The organism is Streptomyces sp. CNZ301 (assembly GCF_004217425.1).
Window position 1 is genome coordinate 3,684,250 of sequence record NZ_SHLG01000001.1, and the last position, 18,251, is coordinate 3,702,500.

16 protein-coding genes and 2 rRNA genes (1 of these 18 running past the window's edge) are annotated in these 18,251 nt (G+C 69.8%); 3 read left to right on the forward strand and 15 right to left on the reverse strand.

Annotated features, from left to right (window positions below):
* Window positions 1–48: 48 nt before the first annotated feature.
* From hemB to EV375_RS15950, 6 genes are all read right to left on the reverse strand, one after another.
* Window positions 49–1,011: a porphobilinogen synthase gene (hemB, locus tag EV375_RS15925; protein WP_486588742.1), complete on the reverse strand. Its 963-nt coding sequence runs from the start codon at window positions 1,009–1,011 to the stop codon at window positions 49–51.
* Window positions 1,012–1,097: 86 nt separating this feature from the next.
* Entirely contained in the window at window positions 1,098–2,783 is a 1,686-nt protein-coding gene (locus EV375_RS15930; protein ID WP_130300018.1) for a bifunctional uroporphyrinogen-III C-methyltransferase/uroporphyrinogen-III synthase, read from the reverse strand.
* Complete coding sequence (gene hemC / locus EV375_RS15935; protein ID WP_130300019.1) at window positions 2,780–3,778, reverse strand: hydroxymethylbilane synthase; 999 nt, start codon at window positions 3,776–3,778, stop codon at window positions 2,780–2,782. Before hemC ends, EV375_RS15930 begins: the two co-directional genes overlap by 4 nt.
* On the reverse strand, window positions 3,775–5,328 hold the full coding sequence (locus tag EV375_RS15940) for a glutamyl-tRNA reductase (protein WP_130300020.1): 1,554 nt from the start codon (window positions 5,326–5,328) through the stop codon (window positions 3,775–3,777). Before EV375_RS15940 ends, hemC begins: the two co-directional genes overlap by 4 nt.
* A complete protein-coding gene (locus EV375_RS15945; protein ID WP_130300021.1) occupies window positions 5,325–6,101 on the reverse strand; it encodes a redox-sensing transcriptional repressor Rex in 777 nt (258 codons plus the stop codon). The genes EV375_RS15940 and EV375_RS15945 overlap by 4 nt, the downstream gene beginning before the upstream one ends.
* 349 nt (window positions 6,102–6,450) lie before the next feature.
* Window positions 6,451–6,693 (reverse strand): glutaredoxin family protein, encoded by a 243-nt coding sequence (locus EV375_RS15950; protein WP_130300022.1) that lies wholly within the window; start codon window positions 6,691–6,693, stop codon window positions 6,451–6,453.
* Between the two features lie 272 nt (window positions 6,694–6,965).
* Here EV375_RS15950 and EV375_RS15955 point away from each other — a divergent pair, with 272 nt between their 5' ends.
* The 3 genes from EV375_RS15955 (at window position 6,966) to EV375_RS15965 (ending at window position 10,823) form a co-directional block, all read left to right on the forward strand.
* Window positions 6,966–7,949 (forward strand): HAD-IB family hydrolase, encoded by a 984-nt coding sequence (locus EV375_RS15955; protein ID WP_130300023.1) that lies wholly within the window; start codon window positions 6,966–6,968, stop codon window positions 7,947–7,949.
* Window positions 7,950–8,314: 365 nt separating this feature from the next.
* Window positions 8,315–9,193 carry an ECF subfamily RNA polymerase sigma factor, BldN family gene (locus EV375_RS15960; RefSeq protein WP_130300024.1) on the forward strand — a complete coding sequence of 293 codons (879 nt, stop codon included), beginning with the start codon at window positions 8,315–8,317 and terminating at the stop codon, window positions 9,191–9,193.
* Window positions 9,194–9,455: 262 nt separating this feature from the next.
* Window positions 9,456–10,823, forward strand: a complete 1,368-nt coding sequence (locus EV375_RS15965; protein WP_130300025.1) for a DUF5667 domain-containing protein — start codon at window positions 9,456–9,458, stop codon at window positions 10,821–10,823.
* A 177-nt stretch (window positions 10,824–11,000) separates the two neighbouring features.
* Here the strand turns inward: EV375_RS15965 and EV375_RS15970 are convergent, their stop codons facing one another.
* The 9 genes from EV375_RS15970 to EV375_RS16010 all read right to left on the reverse strand — a co-directional run.
* Entirely contained in the window at window positions 11,001–12,062 is a 1,062-nt protein-coding gene (locus EV375_RS15970; RefSeq protein WP_130300026.1) for a lysophospholipid acyltransferase family protein, read from the reverse strand.
* On the reverse strand, window positions 12,055–13,134 hold the full coding sequence (locus EV375_RS15975) for an NAD-dependent epimerase/dehydratase family protein (RefSeq protein ID WP_130300027.1): 1,080 nt from the start codon (window positions 13,132–13,134) through the stop codon (window positions 12,055–12,057). The genes EV375_RS15970 and EV375_RS15975 overlap by 8 nt, the downstream gene beginning before the upstream one ends.
* Window positions 13,135–13,362: 228 nt before the next feature.
* On the reverse strand, window positions 13,363–13,461 hold the full coding sequence (locus tag EV375_RS15980) for a 30S ribosomal protein bS22 (RefSeq protein WP_003948845.1): 99 nt from the start codon (window positions 13,459–13,461) through the stop codon (window positions 13,363–13,365).
* Between the two features lie 151 nt (window positions 13,462–13,612).
* Window positions 13,613–13,822, reverse strand: a complete 210-nt coding sequence (locus tag EV375_RS15985) for a helix-turn-helix domain-containing protein (RefSeq protein ID WP_158677109.1) — start codon at window positions 13,820–13,822, stop codon at window positions 13,613–13,615.
* 129 nt (window positions 13,823–13,951) lie between these two features.
* Window positions 13,952–14,824, reverse strand: coding sequence for a phosphatase (locus EV375_RS15990; protein WP_130300028.1), 873 nt, complete (start codon window positions 14,822–14,824; stop codon window positions 13,952–13,954).
* 77 nt (window positions 14,825–14,901) lie between these two features.
* Window positions 14,902–16,083 carry an acetoin utilization protein AcuC gene (locus EV375_RS15995; protein ID WP_130300029.1) on the reverse strand — a complete coding sequence of 394 codons (1,182 nt, stop codon included), beginning with the start codon at window positions 16,081–16,083 and terminating at the stop codon, window positions 14,902–14,904.
* A 62-nt stretch (window positions 16,084–16,145) separates the two neighbouring features.
* Window positions 16,146–16,793 carry an HAD family hydrolase gene (locus EV375_RS16000; protein WP_130300030.1) on the reverse strand — a complete coding sequence of 216 codons (648 nt, stop codon included), beginning with the start codon at window positions 16,791–16,793 and terminating at the stop codon, window positions 16,146–16,148.
* A gap of 81 nt (window positions 16,794–16,874) precedes the next feature.
* Window positions 16,875–16,991, reverse strand: a 5S ribosomal RNA gene (gene rrf, locus EV375_RS16005).
* 122 nt (window positions 16,992–17,113) lie between these two features.
* A 23S ribosomal RNA gene (locus EV375_RS16010) occupies window positions 17,114–18,251 on the reverse strand (it continues 1,989 nt past the right edge of the window).

The window sequence follows — 18,251 nt, forward strand, 5'->3', positions numbered from 1 at the left end:
GTTGAGGGGGTCGTTCACGGTATGGGTCACCCCGGCCGCGAAGCGGGCTCACAGCTTGCCCGCGGCCTCCGTCGCCCAGTAGGTGAGGACGAGGTTCGCGCCCGCGCGCTTGAAACTCGTCAGCGTCTCCATGATGGCGCGGTCCCGGTCGATCCAGCCGTTCTGCGCGGCCGCCTCGACCATCGCGTACTCGCCGGAGATCTGGTAGACGCCGACGGGGACTTCGGACCGCTCGGCGAAGTCCCGCAGGATGTCCAGGTACGGCAGCCCCGGCTTGACCATCACCATGTCCGCGCCCTCGGCGGCGTCGAGGGACAGCTCCCGCAGCGCCTCGCGGGCGTTCGCCGGGTTCTGCTGGTAGGTGGCGCGGTCGCCCTTGAGTGAGGAGCCGACCGCCTCGCGGAACGGGCCGTAGAACGCCGAGGCGTACTTGGCCGTGTAGGCGAACAGCGCCACATCCTGGTGGCCCGCCTGGTCGAGGGCGCGGCGTGCGTAACCGATCTGGCCGTCCATCATGCCGCTGGCGCCCAGCACATGGGCCCCGGCCTCGGCCTGGACGCGCGCCATCTCGGCGTACCGCTCCAGCGTCGCGTCGTTGTCCACTCGGCCCTGCGCGTCCAGGACACCGCAGTGGCCGTGGTCCGTCGTCTCGTCCAGGCACAGGTCGGACATGATCACGATGTCGTCGCCGACCTCCGCCCGTACGTCCCGCAGAGCGACCTGCAGGATGCCCTCGGGATCGGTGCCGGCGGTGCCGACGGCGTCCTTGTCGGCCTCGTCGGGCACGCCGAAGATCATGATTCCGCCGACGCCGGCCCGTACGGCCTCGGACGCCGCCTTCTTCAGAGTGTCCCGCGTGTGCTGCACTACGCCCGGCATGGACGAGACGGGCACCGGCTCGCGGATGCCGTCGCGCACGAAGACGGGAAGAATCAACTCCGCCGGGTGCAGGCGTTGTTCGGTGACCATGCGGCGCATCGCCGGAGTGGTACGAAGCCTGCGCGGCCGCACGGACGGGAAACCGCCCGAGGCACCGCCGCTGCCGAAACCGCCGGTGCCGACACCACCGGCACCGGCGCTGCCGGGAACATGAACAGTCACGACGTCCGTGCCCTCCTCCTCGCCGGGCGCTTCTCGCTCGGCCGCTTCACCACGTCGCCGGCGGCGACGGCTTCCGCGCGGCGCTCCGCACCGAAGTCCGCCAGCGCCTCGGCGAGTTTGTGCACCGACGGCTCCGGCGACATCACGTCCACCCGCAGCCCGTGCTCCTCCGCCGTCTTGGCGGTGGCGGGCCCGATACAGGCGATGACGGTGACGTTGTGCGGCTTGCCGGCGATACCGACGAGGTTCCGCACCGTGGACGACGAGGTGAACAGCACCGCGTCGAAGCCGCCGCCCTTGATCGCCTCCCGCGTCTCGGCCGGCGGCGGCGAGGCGCGCACCGTGCGGTACGCGGTCACGTCGTCGACCTCCCAGCCCAGCTCGATGAGCCCGGCCACGAGCGTCTCGGTGGCGATGTCGGCCCGCGGAAGGAACACACGGTCGATGGGGTCGAAGACCGGGTCGTAGGGCGGCCAGTCCTCCAGCAGCCCGGCGGCGGACTGCTCACCGCTGGGCATCAGGTCCGGCTTCACACCGAACTCGATCAGTGCCTTGCCCGTCTGCTCGCCCACCGCGGCGACCTTGATCCCCGCGAAGGCACGCGCGTCCAGCCCGTACTCCTCGAACTTCTCCCGCACCGCCTTCACGGCGTTGACGGAGGTGAAGGCGATCCACTCGTAGCGCCCGGTGACCAGGCCCTTGACCGCCCGCTCCATCTGCTGCGGCGTGCGCGGCGGCTCCACCGCGATCGTGGGGACCTCGGCCGGCACGGCGCCGTAGCTGCGCAGCTGGTCGGAGAGCGACTCCGCCTGCTCCTTCGTGCGCGGCACCAGCACCTGCCACCCGAAGAGCGGCTTGGACTCGAACCACGCCAGGCGCTGACGCTCCGCCGCGCCGCTGCGCTCACCGACCACGGCTATGACCGGCCGCCCGCCTTCCGAGGGCGGCAGCACCTTCGCGGACTTGAGGACCTGCCCGATGGTGCCGAGCGTGGCGCTCCACGTGCGCTGACGGGTGGTGGTGCCCTCGGCGGTGACCGTCAGCGGCGTCTCGGGCTTGCGCCCGCCCGCGACGAGGTCACCCGCGACAGAGACGACGGAGCCCAGGCTCGTCGAGACGACGACGGTGGCGTCGCTGGCACCGACCTCGGTCCAGCATCTGTCGTCGGCGGTGCGCGCGTCGATGAAGCGGACGTCGGTGCCTTCCGCGTCGCGCAGCGGGATGCCGGCGTACGCGGGCACACCCACGGCGGTCGCGATGCCGGGCACCACCTCGAACGGGATGCCTTCGCGTGCGCACGCCAGCATCTCGCGCGCCGCGTCGGCGTCCAGGCCCGGATCGCCCGTCACCGCTCGCACGACCCGCTTGCCGGACCGTGCGGCCGCCATGGCAAGATCTGCTGCACCGTTCGCGGCCGCGTCGGCTGACGCCCCGTCAGTTTTCGCGTCCGGTTTCGCCTCGGCTTCCACCCGAAGCGGCGTGTCCACCCCTGCCCGCGCGTGGCCGCGCACCACGTCGTACACCTGCGGATCGGCCACAAGCACGTCGGCATGCGCCAGCGCCTCGACAGCGCGCAGAGTCAGCAGACCCGGGTCCCCGGGCCCGGCACCGAGGAAGGTGACGTGTCCGTGCGCGCCGTAGAGGTGCGGGAAGGTCGAGTTATGGGCAGTGGTGGGGCTCAAAGTGCTCGCTCCCCCATCAGACCGGCCGCGCCCTTGGCGAGCATCTCGTCGGCGAGCTCACGACCCATGTTCTCCGGGATCGCTGCGCCCTCCGCGGACGCCGGTACGGGACCGGTGGTGGACAGCTGCACCAGCGTCTCGCCGTCGATGGTTCCGACGACGCCGCGCAGGCGCATTTCGGTGACAGCCTGCCCGTCGTGCAGCAGGTCGGCGAGCGCTCCCACAGGTGCGCTGCAGCCGGCCTCCAGAGCGGCGAGCAGGGTTCGCTCGGCGGTCACGGCGGCCCGCGTCCGCGGGTCGTCGAGCTCGGCGAGCTGGGTGGCCAGGTGTACGTCGGCCGACGCGCACTCGACGGCGAGGGCCCCCTGGCCGGGAGCGGGCAGCACCACGTCGGGGCTGAGCAGTTCGGTCACCTCGTCGAGGCGTCCGGTGCGTTCCATCCCGGCGGCTGCGAGCACCACGGCGTCGAGTTCGCCTGACCGCACATACCCGATGCGCGTGTCGATATTCCCCCGGATCGGCACCGTGTCGATCTCGACCCCCAGGCTGCGGGCCCAGGCGGCCAGTTGGGACATCCGGCGGGGCGAGCCCGTACCGATGCGGGCAGGCCTGCCCGTGGTGCGCACGCTCGCCGCGAGCTGTTCGAAACCGAGCCCGTCGCGGGCGATCAGCACGTCGCGCGCGTCGGCCCGGCGGGGCACGGCGGCCAGGTTCAGTTCGTCGGGCTGCGTGGTGGGCAGGTCCTTCAGCGAGTGGACGGCGAAGTCGATCCGTCCGTCCAGCAGGGCTTCCCGGAGCGCCGTGACGAAGACGCCGGTGCCGCCGATCTGCGCGAGCTGCTCCCTGCTGACGTCGCCGTACGTCGTGATCTCGACCAGCTCGACCGGGCGCCCGGTCAGCCGTCGGACCTCGTCGGCCACGAGCCCCGACTGGGCCATCGCGAGCTTGCTGCGACGGGTGCCCAGGCGCAGGGCGTTCGCTGGGCTGTTGCTCATGTGCTCACCTCGTCGCGCCCGGCCGTGCTCAGGCCCGGGACGGCTGTTTCGTCGTTCTGACCGGTCCGCCGGCCCGCGCCGCGGCGTCCCGCGGACTGCTCGGGGGCCGCTTCGGGGCCCTGTTCCGGAGACACCGTGGGCTCGGGGACGCCGGGTACCCCGGGGCTGCTGACGGCGGCGACCGCCTGCGGGTCGAGGTCGAAGAGCTCGCGCAGGGCGTCCGCGTAGGCGGCGCCGCCCGGTTCACCGGCGAGCTCCTTCACGCGCACGGTCGGCGCGTGCAGGAGCTTGTCCACCACGCGCCGGACGGTCTGCGTGATCTCCGCGCGTTGCTTGTCGTCGAGGCCCTGCAGCCGGCCCTCGAGCCGGGCCATCTCGGAGGACACGACGTCGGCCGCCATGGTGCGCAGCGCGACGACCGTCGGCGTGATCGTCGCCGCGCGCTGCGCGGCTCCGAAGGCGGAGACCTCCTCGCTGACGATCCTCCGCACGGCGTCCACGTCGGCGGCGAGCGGCGCGTCCGCTGCCGCCTCCGCGAGCGATTCGATGTCGATGAGCCGCACCCGGTCGGTGTGGTGCAGAGCGGCGTCGATGTCGCGGGGCATGGCCAGGTCGAGCAGCGCCATGTCGTCGCCCGGTCCGGTCGCGGCGTCCTGGGCGGTGGCCGGTACGGGCCTGCGGTCCAGGGCCTGCTGTACGGCCTCGTCGGTGAGGACGAGCCCGGTGGCGCCCGTGCAGGAGACCACGATGTCCGCGCGGGGCAGCTCGGCCGCGAGCCCGTCGATCGGCAGCGCGTGGGCACGCGGTCCGTCCCCGGCGCTCAGCGCGGCGACCGGCGCCGCGCCTGCCGCGAGCCCGGCACCCAGCCCGGAGGCCAGCCGCTCGGCGCGGTCCAGGGTCCTGTTGGCGATCACCAGTTCGGCCACACCGGCACGCGCGAGCGTCGTCGCCGCCAGGGACGACATCGACCCGGCCCCGATGACCAGGGCACGCTTGCCGCGCACCCACTCCCCGACGGGCGCGGGCCGTGCGAGCTGTTCGAGACCGAAGGTGACCAGCGACTGCCCGGCCTTGTCGATGCCCGTCTCGCTGTGGGCGCGCTTGCCCGTGCGCAGCGCCTGCTGGAAGAGATCGTTCAGCACCCGACCGGCCGTGTGCTGCTCCTGGGCGACCGCGAGGGCGTCCTTGATCTGGCCGAGGATCTGGCCCTCGCCGACGACCATCGAGTCCAGGCCGCAGGCCACCGAGAACAGGTGGTGCACGGCCCTGTCCTCGTAGTGCACGTACAGGTGGGGGGTCAGCTCTTCCAGGCCGACGCCGCTGTGCTGCGCCAGCAGCGTCGACAGCTCGGCGACACCGGCGTGGAACTTGTCCACGTCGGCGTACAGCTCGATGCGGTTGCAGGTGGAGAGCACCGCCGCCTCGGCGGCGGGTTCGGCGCTCACGGTGTCCTGCACCAGCTTGCCGCGCACCTGGGGCGCGAGCACGGCCCGCTCCAGGACGCTCACCGGGGCACTGCGGTGACTCAGACCGACGACCAGCAGGCTCATGCGGGCATCACGGCGGGGCGGTCCCCGTCAGATCCCGGGCCGGGACGCTTGGTGACCGCCGCGGCGGGCGGAACCGCCGGAGGGGCGGTGTCCTCATCCGGTGCTTCCTCGCCCGCCTTGCGCTGCTCGTGGAAGGCGAGGATCTGAAGCTCGATGGAGAGGTCCACCTTCCGTACGTCGACGCCCTCGGGGACGGACAGCACGGTCGGGGCGAAGTTGAGGATGGAGGTGATCCCGGCGGCGACGAGCCTGTCGCACACCTGCTGCGCCGAGCCCGCCGGTGTGGCGATGACGCCGATGGAGACGCCGCTCTCGTCGATGATCTGCTCGAGCTGGTCGGTGTGCTGCACGTCGATACCCGCGACGGGCTTGCCTGCGAGGGCCGGGTCGGCGTCGATCAGGGCCGCGACGCGGAATCCGCGGGAGGCGAAGCCTCCATAGTTGGCGAGGGCGGCGCCGAGGTTGCCGATACCGACGATGACGACGGGCCAGTCCTGCGTCAGACCCAGCTCGCGCGAGATCTGGTAGACGAGGTACTCGACGTCGTATCCGACCCCGCGGGTCCCGTAGGAGCCGAGGTACGAGAAGTCCTTGCGCAGCTTGGCCGAATTCACCCCCGCCGCCGCGGCGAGTTCCTCGGAGGAGACCGTGGGCACCGAACGCTCCGAGAGCGCCGTCAGGGCCCGCAGATACAGCGGTAGCCGGGCGACGGTGGCCTCGGGGATCCCTCGGCTCCGGCTCGTCGCCGGTCGGTGGTTTCGGCCAGTTGCCACAGTGCTCCTGCCGTCTGCGCGAAGCGGTGAGCGATGTCGCGCGAGCCGCGCGTTCCGAACGCTCCGTCGCGACAAGGCTATGCCTTTGTGAACGCGTGCACAAAGATGGAGTCCGATTTGTCCGGTCAACGTGACCGGTGCCACATGCAACACCTGCGACACATGTCACTCCTCATCATCCACCGGCCGTGACCGGCACTCCCTGCACGCGGCCCAACTCCCGTGCCCCGCACGGCGACGGGCCTTCCCGGCGGCCACACGCGGCGCCGATCCGCCCGGTGAACAGGTTCTGTCGTGCGGGGCCCCGCGGACCGGCCCGCGGAGCCCCGCACGACAGAACCCGCCCCGCTCAGGCCCTGCTCTCCAGCGCCTTGCGCAGCCGTTGCGGGTCCACACGCCAGAAGTCGTGCTGAGCACCGTCCACCAGTACAACCGGGATCTGCTCCCAGTACTTCCGGTACAGCTCCTGGTCGTCCTCGATGCTCTTCTCCTCCCAGGCCGCTCCGGTCTCGGCGCACACCCGCACGATCACGTCCCGCGCGATGTCGCACAGATGGCATCCGGGTTTTCCGATCAGGGTGACAGTCCTCATGCCCGCCATTGTCACGCTTCTCCGGCACCACACGTCACCTCCCCGCGGCTTCACATCCGGCACCGTGCCCACCGGAAGGGCGGACCCGGGCACGTTGCACGCAGGGCGGACGGGTTCACCGGTCCCACGGGCACCCACGACACGAGCCGGAACCGCCGGAGGGGCCCTAACACCCCTGTGCAACCGGTCAGTTCCGAATGTGTCCCGTACGGCCCACAGTTGGACATCCGGACGTAACAGGCGCGCGGCGCCGAGTGGCTATCCTCGTTGTCATGCGCTCCCGCCGCTCCCCCCGTCACGCCTGGTCCTGGATCGCGAGCCGGGCCGGCTCCGCGACCGCGCGCAGCGTGCTCGCGGGTGAGGCCTCGGCCGACGCGGCACGCAAGCAGGAACTGGAGCAGCGGCAGGCGGAAGAGTTCCAGCAGGGCGTCTTCGAGGCGGCGCAGGCGGACGAGGACGAGGAGGACGGGTTCCCCGTCGCCGGAGACGTCCGCGCAGCGGCCTTCTTCGACCTCGACAACACTGTCATGCAGGGTGCCGCGCTCTTCCACTTCGGCCGCGGCCTGTACAAGCGCGACTTCTTCGAGAAGCGCGAACTGGCCCGTTTCGCCTGGCAGCAGGCCTGGTTCAGGCTGGCCGGCAAGGAGGACGCCGGGCACATGGCGGACGTGCGCTCCAGTGCCCTCTCCATCGTCCAGGGGCACAGCGTCTCCGAACTGACCGCCATCGGCGAGGAGATCTACGACGAGTACATGGCCGGCCGCATCTGGCCCGGCACCCGCGCGCTCGCCCAGGCGCATCTCGACGCGGGCCAGAAGGTCTGGCTCGTCACAGCGGCACCCGTGGAGACGGCGACGATCGTCGCCCAGCGACTCGGCCTCACCGGCGCGCTCGGGACCGTCGCGGAATCGGTCGACGGCATCTACACGGGAAGGCTGGTGGGCGAGCCGCTGCACGGCCCCGCCAAGGCGGAAGCGGTACGGGCGCTCGCCGCGGCGGAGGATCTGGAGCTGGAGCGGTGCGCCGCCTACAGCGACTCGTCGAACGACATCCCGATGCTCACGCTCGTCGGATATCCGTATGCGATCAATCCTGACAGCAGGCTCCGCGATCACGCACGCGAAATGGGCTGGCGGCTGCGCGACTACAGGACGGGCCGCAAGGCGGCCAAGGTGGGCATTCCGGCCGCCGCGGGCGTCGGAGCGGTGGCGGGCGGCGCCGCCGCGGCCGTGGCGATGCAACGCCGCCGCCGATAAGGCCCCAGTCCGCGAGGCCACGTCCCGACACGCCGTACCGGCCAATGGCGCACGGCAGTTGGAGGCCGTGTTTCCCGCTTTCCGGGCACGCTCCCTCCCGCCAGCCGCGCTCTGGACTTCCGGGCACAAGTCGTAACTCGAACGACAAATTGTGCTCAGCAAACGGCCGTTGAGCCGCTCACACTCTGTTCAATTGAAGGCATCAACGCGTAACAGATCTGACCGAATCGGCGATTTCAGCAACTACGCGTAGCACTGTCTACACGAAGCGTTATTCTCCTCAGACGCAATCGGTACCCACACGTCCCTTCCGGGTCGAACGGTCCCGTACTGCACGTGATGGAAGCTCTGCCTCTGGGAGTCCCGTGTACCCACACGTCGGGGTTGACGCCTCGGGCCTGGCTACGCTGCGCAGCACGGTCGTTACGGCACTCGGCCGGCTGCGCGCTCTTGTCCCCCGCGCGTACGCCCCCGCCCTCGCCCTCGCATCAGCCGTACCCGTCCCCGCCGCGCCCCGCTATGCCATGGCGCACCGCGCCGCCACCAGCACCGCCCTCGGCGCGGCCGCCGCCCACGCCGCGCCGTCAGTCTCCGCCGCGTCCTCCGGCAACGTCGGCAGGCGCACCCGCAGCTCCGCCGCGGGCAGCGCGGGCACCTCCAACGCCCGGCGCGCCCGTCCCGCCGCCTCGGACACCGACAGCCGCCGGATGATGGACCTCGTCGAGCGGGCGCAGGCCGGGGAGGCGGAGGCCTTCGGCCGCCTCTACGACCAGTACAGCGACACGGTGTACCGGTACATCTACTACCGCGTCGGCGGCAAGGCGACGGCCGAGGACCTCACGAGCGAGACGTTCCTCCGGGCGCTGCGGCGCATCGGCACCTTCACATGGCAGGGCCGGGACTTCGGCGCGTGGCTCGTCACCATCGCCCGCAATCTCGTCGCCGATCACTTCAAATCGAGCCGCTTCCGGCTCGAGGTCACCACCGGCGAGATGCTCGACGCCAACGAGGTCGAGCGCAGCCCGGAGGATTCGGTCCTCGAGTCGCTCTCCAACGCCGCCCTGCTGGAGGCCGTGCGCAGGCTCAACCCGCAGCAGCAGGAGTGCGTCACGCTCCGCTTCCTCCAGGGCCTGTCCGTCGCCGAGACGGCCCGCGCCATGGGGAAGAACGAGGGCGCCATCAAGACCCTCCAGTACCGGGCGGTCCGCACCCTCGCCCGGCTCCTGCCGCAGGATGCGCGCTGACGCCAACTCGCCCTGCGCGATGCCTATTCACCCGCTTTTGCCGTGCTTGCCGTTCACCACAGGGTGACTCCGCGCATGCATGTGGTCACATCATCGTGAGTCCGTAACCCGAGTGGCTTGCCGCTCGTTGTGGGGGTGCAATCTCCCCGCACCCGTGGCGCGCAAGGGTTCGCTCCCACTTTCGAGTGAACATGAGCGCTTTGCCCACAGCCTTCCATCCGTGGTGGGGAGTGGACCGTGCTGACGAGAGGAGGTGCCGCCCGTGATCGGGTCCGCAGCCGCGAGCAAGCGAGCCGCCGCCTTCGCCCAAGGCCTGGATGAGCAGGAGCTCGACGAGGCCCGGGCGGACGGCCGGACGGCTGAGGTCGGGAGCCGGGGCGTCACTGCACCCGCGCCCCTGCGCGTTCCCGTTCCCGCGCCCGCACCCGTCGGTCCGTTCAAGACCGGCGACAGTGCGGCGCCCCACGCGGGCGCGGCGGAGAGCTCGCCCGCGGCGGACAGCTCGCCCGGGGAAGCCGGGGACACCGCGCCCGAACAGCTGCTGGGCCTGGCGGAGAGGCTCCGCTCGGTTCCCCGGCCGGCGCTGGCGCCCGACGTCAAGACCGTTCAGCGGGCGCAGCTGATCGCCGCCATGGAGGCGGAGTTCGCCTCGCCGGAGGCCCGCGCCCGGCAGGTCCCGCCGCAGCGGGACGGCCGGGGCGCCAGGAAGGGCACCCATCGCGCCCCCGCCACAGGCCCGTTGAGCAAGCTCCGCCCCAACTCCCGTCTGGGCAAGGGGATCGCCGCGGGCGGCCTCGGCGTCGGCGTCGCCGCGTCCGCGCTCGGCGGCGTCGCCGCGGCGAGCAGCGAGGCCCTGCCGGGTGACTCGCTGTACGGCCTCAAGCGCGGCATGGAGGATCTGCGCCTGGACTTCGCCGACGACGGGACGGACCGCGGCCAGGTGCATCTGGACCACGCGTCGGCGAGGCTGCGCGAGGCCCGCCGCCTGATGGAGCGGGCACGAGGCGGTGCCGAGCTGGACGACGAGTCGGTGGGCAAGGTCCGCAGGGCCCTCGCCGCGATGCGCTACGACGCCTCCGAGGGGCACCACCTGCTCCGGGCGGCGTACGAGCGGGACGGCAGCATCGCGCCGATGCGTTCGCTCTCGTCCTTCAGTACGGGGAACCGGGAGAGCTGGGCGAAGCTCCGGCAGAACCTCCCCCCTCAACTCTCGGCGGTCGGCGACGAGGTGAGCTCCGTCTTCGACGACATGGATCACGACATCAGCCCGATCGCGGGTCTGCTCTCCGGCTCCCGCGAGGAGTCGTCGCGGGAGCAGGGTCAGGGCGGCGAAGGCCGGCACGGTCACGGCCGTACGTCTGCCGGGCCGTCGTCGCCGTCCTCGTCCCGCTCCTACGACGAGGGACACGAGGACGGCCGGAGCGGCGAACCCTCACCGTCCGGTTCGGATTCCCGTGACGGCGAACTCATCGGCGGTGGCGGCCTCCTGGACCCGGACCGGGATGCGGACGGGAATCCGTCGCACCCTGGCTCGGACCGCGACGCGCAGCCCGACCCGCAGGTCACGCTGCCGCCCATCGTCCCCGACGTGCTGCCGGGGCTGAAGAGGCTCTCGGAGAACGGCAAGTAGCGCGGCCGGCACAGCGGCGGCAGAAGCGGCGCAGGCAACGCCCCTTCGGCGCACCCGGCGGTGAAGTCCGGGACGCGGGAGGGGCGTTGCTCGTCCCATAACCCCTGGGAGGGTCACGAACGGCGGCAGGGCTTACGCATTCGGCCCCACCGCCGGCCCGCTCCCGCGCGCCTACGCCTAGAAGAACACCGACCTCCGCTGCACCAGCAGCTTGTAAAGCGTGTGCTGGATCGTCTCGCGTATCTGGTCCGTGAGGTTGAAAACCAGCATGGGGTCCTCGGCCGAGCCCGCCGGATAGCCGTCCGTCGGGATCGGCTCACCGAACTGGATGGTCCACTTCGTCGGCAGCGGCAGGGCCCCCAGCGGCCCCAGCCAGGGGAACGTCGGCGTCACCGGGAAGTACGGAAAGCCCAGCAGCCTGGCGAGCGTCTTGGCGTTGCCCACCATCGGGAATATCTCCTCCGCGCCGACGACCGAGCACGGCACGATCGGGGCCCCGGCCCGCAGAGCGGTCGACACGAAGCCGCCGCGCCCGAACCGCTGCAGCTTGTAGCGCTCCGAGAACGGCTTGCCCAGCCCCTTGAACCCCTCCGGCATGACGCCGACGACCTCGCCCCGCTCCAGCAGCGCGGCGGCGTCCTGCGAACAGGCCAGCGTGTGCCCCGCCTTGCGCGCCAGGGCGTTGACGACGGGCAGCACGAAGACGAGGTCCGCCGCGAGCAGCCGCAGATGACGGCCCGCCGGATGGTGGTCGTGCACGGCGACCTGCATCATCAGGCCGTCGAGCGGCAGCGTGCCCGAATGGTTGGAGACGATGAGCGCCGAGCCCTCGGCGGGAATGTTCTCGACACCCCGCACCTCGACCCTGAAGTACTTCTCGTACAGGGGCCGCAGCAGCGACATCAGCACCTGGTCGGTCAGCTCGGGGTCGTAGCCGAAGTCGTCGACCTCGTATTCGCCGGTGACCCGCCTGCGGAGGAAGGCCAGCGCCTGCGCGGCCCTGCCCTCCCAGCCGCCCTCCGTGCCACCGGCGCCTCCGGCGCGTTCCCGGCCACCGGAGGCCGCACCGGCGTCGGTGCCCGTCCCGGAATCGGCGCCGCTGCCGCCCGTGTCCGCCTGCCCTGCGCGCAGATGCCGCTCGCCGCGTGACTCCCCGCGCGCGTCGTGACGCTGGTGCCCGCCTCGCCGCTCGTGCCCGTCGTCCGGAGACCCGAACGGAATGACCTTCGCATCAGCCACGCCGACCGACCTCCTCGTCCTGCCCTTCAACCTCCGGTGGCTCCAGCATGTCAGCCAGTCTGTCGACCGTACGGGCCAGAGTCTCCGGCGGCAGCAGTCCCGGCCCGCGGCTGCGCGCGAAGGCCGCCAGCGTCTCGCCCGTCGTGAACCGCGGCTCGAAACCGAGGACTTCGCGCATCTGGGCCGTACGCACGACGCGTCCGTGCGTCAGCAGCCGCACCTGCTCCGGCGAGAAGTCCGTCGCACCGACCGACTGCAGCAGCGACCTGCCCCAGCGGATCGCGGGAAGCAGCATCGGCACGGTCGGACGCCCGAGCCGCCGCGCGCACTGGGAGAGCAGGAGCGTTCCGTCCCCGGCGATGTTGAACGTCCCGGCGCTGAGCGTCCCGCGCCGGGGCTCGCGCGCCGCCAGGCGCAGCACCTCGATGGCGTCGTCCTCGTGGACGAACTGAAGCCGCGGATCGTAGCCGAGCACGGTCGGCAGCACCGGAAGCGCGAAGTACGCCGCGAGAGGCGAGTCCACGGACGGGCCCAGCACATGTGCGAACCGCAGCACCGTGACGGACACGTCGGGGCGGCGCCGGGCGAAGCCGCGCACATAGGCCTCCACCTCGACCGCGTCCTTCGCGAAGCCGCCGCTGGGCAGCGACTTGGCCGGCATGGACTCGTCGAAGACGGCCGGGTCGCGCGGCGCCCCGCCGTACACGCTCGTCGTCGACTTCACGACGAACCGTCGCACCGACGGCGCCTTCTGGCAGGCACCGAGCAGCTGCATGGTGCCTATGACGTTGACTTCCTTGACCGAGCCGCGGCTGCCGACCCCGGGCACCGACGGCGGCGACCCATGCACATCCATGTGGACGACGGTGTCGACGCCGTACTGCGCCAGCACGCCGGCGATGTCGGGCTGCCGGATGTCCGCCGGCACGAACTCGGCGCCGCCCAAGTGGTGCACGGGCTCGGTGATGTCGACGCCGACGACACGGTCCACATCGGGCTCCCGCTGGACACGGCGCGCGAATCGGCCACCCAGCTGCCGGGCGACGCCGGTGACCAGTACGACCCTGCCCAAGATCCCTCCCGTGACGCCCGCTCGCGGACCGTGCGGCGTGAAGCCGGGCCTCCGCGCGCCCGCAGACTCCGGTACCGCGGTTCCGGTTGACGCCTGTCCGCACACGCCTACGCGAAACGCAGCCACCCGAAACGCAGCAGCCCCGGCCAGACGAAAACCGCCGCCCCACCGCACCGCACACCTGGTGCGGGCAGCAGAACGGCGGTCACCGACGAACTCGGCGCTCGCTCACTTCTTGTTGCGACGCTGAACTCGCGTGCGCTTCAGGAGCTTGCGGTGCTTCTTCTTCGCCATCCGCTTACGGCGCTTCTTGATTACTGAGCCCACGACAACCCTCGCTCACAAATCATCTCCGTCCGGAACGGAGAGAACTGTCTTCACTCGGCGCGGGGCGTCCGAGCCCACACGACCTACATGAAGGCCCAGCCTACCCGCCGCCGGGCGCGGCCCGTAATCCGAGGGTCGCCGCGCGACACCTTCAGGCCGTTTCCACCCCCACATAGGATTCCTGGAGGTATTCATGGACGGCCTGCTCTGGGACCCGGAAGGACCTGCCCACCCGGATCGCCGGCAGATGACCGCTGTGCACCAGCCGGTACACGGTCATCTTGGACACTCGCATCACCGAGGCGACTTCCGCCACGGTCAGAAAGTTGACCTCGTTGAGAGGTCCCTTGCCAGCAGCCATGTCACACCTGAACCTTCCGCACATGTCGGTCACCGGCTTCCCCTTCCGGCGACTCCCGCTCGCATGCGCGCTCCTCCCCAGATTAGGGGCGGGTGATGCAAGTGGGGAAGAGGAGTAGCGATCGGCCTCCTACTGTGACAGACACGCTCGATTGAGTACATAGCGCGCCAGCGGACGGTAGCTGTCGGACCGCGCAGCGTCATCGACAGGTACCGCGACTGACACCCTCCCCTCGGCCTGGCCCACGAACGGCGCCGGATCATCCGTATCTGCGGGCCCGATGGCCTCAATACCCAACTGACCTGCCGCACAGACCCATCCGTGGTCCCCGATGACCAGACGTGGCAACGGCTCGCCGTCGGTCATCGCCGCCGCGAGCACCGTGCGCAGCGGCAGGGGCGAATGCGTGTGCACACCAGGCGCATCACCTCCGGGGCGCACGCCGGGTTCGTGTATCAGTGCAACTCCCCGTGCGTAGCCAAGGATGAGAGTACGTACGCCGAACCGGGTCGTTATGTCGATACGTCTCCCCCTCGCTGATGTGAGGAGAGTGCATCCCGCCGATGACAGAGCTGAGGCCAATGTGGCGTAGAAGCCCAGCAGACGCTCGGGGTGCCCCGTGCCCAGGAGCACGGGAAGGCGCCGCTCAGCCGCACTTCGCAGCCGGTCGGCGAAGGCGTCCAGCGCGGCGATGGTGCGCTCGGGATCGATGGTGTCGAGTCCCGTGACAGTAGCCGCATCCCCCGAGACACCACAGGTTTCAGCCATAAGTGCGAGCAACTCCGGGACGCGCCACTCACGTTCCGGTTCGAGACCGATCAGTGCCCGCGGGTCACGGGCCGCGAAGAGCCGGTAGCGGCACAGACTCTTCTCCCGGCTGGTCGCCGTCGTGCCGGCGAGCCGGGAGGCGAGGAGATGCGCACGGAGTTCGTCCACCTCGGGCGGAACATCGCCCGCCCAGCTCCCCGCATGTGATCCACCGCTGCACAGCACACCGTCCATGCTGGCGGCCGGAGCCCCCTGTCGCCCGTTCTCCGGCCCGCGACCACCTGGCGAATCCTTGTGCGGAGCCCCCGCGGCTACGGCATCAGCCCACGTGCCGGGAAGACCGCCATCCTCGTCGCCTGCACCGCCCGGTCGAGGGCGTCGGCGGGGTCGTAGCCCGTGTCGGACCACACGCGGCACACCGGGTGGCGCCCGTCCGTCATCCGCTGCGGAGCCGCCGGAGTGCCGGTGCGTGCGTACACCAACTCCCGCCAGCCCTCCGGCACTTCCGTCTCCGGCGGTACGGGCGCACCCGCGGCGATCGCCACCAGGTGCGTCCATGTGCGCGGTACGACGTCGAACACGGCGTACCCTCCGCCGCCGAGCGCCACCCAGCGCCCGTCCGCGTACTCGTGCGCCCAGCCGTGGAGTGCCTCGGCGGCGAGGCGGTGCGCGTCCACGCTGACGGCCAGATGAGCCAGCGGGTCCTCGAAGTGCGTGTCCGCACCGTGCTGGGTGACGAGCGCCTGTGGCCGGAATTCGGCGAGGAGTTCGGGCACCACGCCGTGCAGCGCCCGCAGCCAGCCCTCGTCGCCGGTGCCGGCCGGAAGCGCCACGTTCACCGCTGTGCCCTCGGCGTCCGGGCCGCCGTTCTCCTCGGGCCAGCCGGTACCGGGGAACAGCATCCGCGGGTGCTCGTGCAGAGAGATCGTCAGAACGCGCGGGTCGTTCCAGAACGCGTCCTGGACGCCGTCCCCGTGGTGCACGTCCACGTCGACGTACGCGACACGCTCCGCCCCGTTCTCCAGGAGACGGGCGATGGCCAGCGCCGCGTCGTTGTAGATGCAGAACCCGGCAGCGGACGCGTGCATCGCGTGGTGCAGGCCACCGGAGAAGTTGACGCCGTGCTTCACCTCTCCGCGCCACACGGCGTCGGCGGCAGCCACCGACTGCCCAGCGATCAGCGCCGACGCCTCGTGCATCCCGGCGAACGCGGGATCGTCCGGCGTGCCCACCCCGAACTGGCCCGTCGCCGAACCCGGATCGGCGGAGATGCGCCGCACCGCGTCGATGTAGTCCTGTCTGTGTACCAGCCGCAGCGTCGATTCCCCGGCCGCCTTCGCGGCGGTCACCTTCAGGTCCTTGTGGGAGTCGAGCCCCAACGCCTCGACGAGCCGCATCGTCAGCGCCAACCGCACCGGATTCATCGGGTGTCCCGGCCCGAAGTCGTAACCGGTGACTGCCTCGTCCCACATCAACTGTGCGCCGCCACTCATCCCGCCACCGTACCGGCATGGTCCGGGGACGTATCACAGAGGCCGCCCGGAATCGCCCTGCCCTACGAGAGCAGCGCCGGCAGTTCCTCCATGCGGGAGAAATGGGCGGTGGCGCCGACGAGCTTCTCGCTAGGCGTCATCGATGTGAATCCGTAGACGTCCATGCCCGCCGCGAGCGCGGCCCGCACCCCCAACGGACTGTCCTCGACGACTGCGCACCGATCAGGCCGCACACCCATCTTCTCCGCGGCCAGCAGGAAGAGGTCCGGCGCCGGCTTGCCCCGGCCCACGTCCTGCGCGCTGAAAATGCGCCCCTCCCCGAAGTACGCGGACAGCCCCGTCCTGCCCAGCGCGACCCTGATCCGCTCATGGCTCCCGGAGGAAGCGACGCAGTACGGCACACCGTCCGCGTCCAGTTTCGCGAGCACGTCGTGCACGCCGCCGACGGCGTTCAACTCGCGCCGGAAAGCGGCGAACACGCGGCCGTGGAAAGTCTCATCGAAGTCGTCCGGCAGCCGGCGCCCCGACCGCTCCAGCACCAGGTCGTGAATGCGGTGCACGGCCGCACCCATGTAATCCCGGACCGACTCCTCGAACGTGGTCGGATGCCCCAACTCCGTCAGATACTCGGCGAGTACGCGATTGGAGATCGGCTCGCTGTCCACCAGCACACCGTCGTTGTCGAAGACGACCACGTCATAGCTGCCCATGCGGCAACTGTACGGGCACATGAAGAAGCCCCGTTGGTGTGGTGGCTGTGCCACCCTCCAACGGGGCTTCTCCTACAAAGAGTTCGGCGGTGTCCTACTCTCCCACACGCTCCCGCATGCAGTACCATCGGCGCAGTAAGGCTTAGCTTCCGGGTTCGGAAAGTAACCGGGCGTTTCCCTCACGCTATGACCACCGAAACACACCCCCCACCACAGCGGGGGAAACCTGTGTACCAGTACACACTGTTCAATTCAGGATTCTCAAACAACCATGGTTGTTGTTTCAGATACCGCACAGTGGACGCGAGCAAAAAGAATCTGTGGTCAAGCCCTCGGCTTATTAGTACCGGTCAACTCCAACCCTCACGGGTCTTCCATATCCGGCCTATCAACCCGGTCATCTCCCGGGAGCCTTAACCCCACACAGGGGGTGGGAGTCCTCATCTCGAAGCAGGCTTCCCGCTTAGATGCTTTCAGCGGTTATCCCTCCCGAACGTAGCCAACCAGCCATGCCCTTGGCAGGACAACTGGCACACCAGAGGTCCGTCCGTCCCGGTCCTCTCGTACTAGGGACAGCCCTTCTCAAGACTCCTACGCGCGCAGCGGATAGGGACCGAACTGTCTCACGACGTTCTAAACCCAGCTCGCGTACCGCTTTAATGGGCGAACAGCCCAACCCTTGGGACCGACTCCAGCCCCAGGATGCGACGAGCCGACATCGAGGTGCCAAACCATCCCGTCGATATGGACTCTTGGGGAAGATCAGCCTGTTATCCCCGGGGTACCTTTTATCCGTTGAGCGACGGCGCTTCCACAAGCCACCGCCGGATCACTAGTCCCGACTTTCGTCCCTGCTCGACCCGTCAGTCTCACAGTCAAGCTCCCTTGTGCACTTACACTCACCACCTGATGACCAACCAGGCTGAGGGAACCTTTGGGCGCCTCCGTTACATTTTAGGAGGCAACCGCCCCAGTTAAACTACCCACCAGACACTGTCCCTGATCCGGATCACGGACCCAGGTTAGACATCCAGCACGATCAGAGTGGTATTTCAACAACGACTCCACCCACACTGGCGTGCGAGTATCACAGTCTCCCACCTATCCTACACAAACCGAACCGAACACCAATATCAAGCTGTAGTAAAGGTCCCGGGGTCTTTCCGTCCTGCTGCGCGAAACGAGCATCTTTACTCGTAGTGCAATTTCACCGGGCCTATGGTTGAGACAGTCAAGAAGTCGTTACGCCATTCGTGCAGGTCGGAACTTACCCGACAAGGAATTTCGCTACCTTAGGATGGTTATAGTTACCACCGCCGTTTACTGGCGCTTAAGTTCTCAGCTTCGCCACACCGAAATGTGACTAACCGGTCCCCTTAACGTTCCAGCACCGGGCAGGCGTCAGTCCGTATACATCGCCTTACGGCTTCGCACGGACCTGTGTTTTTAGTAAACAGT

What these genes read in the sequence shown, in the direction of transcription:
- EV375_RS15990 (WP_130300028.1), bottom strand. Translation starts at nt 14,824, where the DNA reads ATGGACGGTGTGCTGTGCAGCGGTGGATCACATGCGGGGAGCTGGGCG.
- EV375_RS15940 (WP_130300020.1), bottom strand. Translation starts at nt 5,328, where the DNA reads ATGAGCCTGCTGGTCGTCGGTCTGAGTCACCGCAGTGCCCCGGTGAGC.
- hemC (WP_130300019.1), bottom strand. Translation starts at nt 3,778, where the DNA reads ATGAGCAACAGCCCAGCGAACGCCCTGCGCCTGGGCACCCGTCGCAGC.
- EV375_RS15950 (WP_130300022.1), bottom strand. Translation starts at nt 6,693, where the DNA reads ATGAGGACTGTCACCCTGATCGGAAAACCCGGATGCCATCTGTGCGAC.
- EV375_RS16000 (WP_130300030.1), bottom strand. Translation starts at nt 16,793, where the DNA reads ATGGGCAGCTATGACGTGGTCGTCTTCGACAACGACGGTGTGCTGGTG.
- EV375_RS15985 (WP_158677109.1), bottom strand. Translation starts at nt 13,822, where the DNA reads ATGGCTGCTGGCAAGGGACCTCTCAACGAGGTCAACTTTCTGACCGTG.
- EV375_RS15995 (WP_130300029.1), bottom strand. Translation starts at nt 16,083, where the DNA reads ATGAGTGGCGGCGCACAGTTGATGTGGGACGAGGCAGTCACCGGTTAC.
- EV375_RS15955 (WP_130300023.1), top strand. Translation starts at nt 6,966, where the DNA reads ATGCGCTCCCGCCGCTCCCCCCGTCACGCCTGGTCCTGGATCGCGAGC.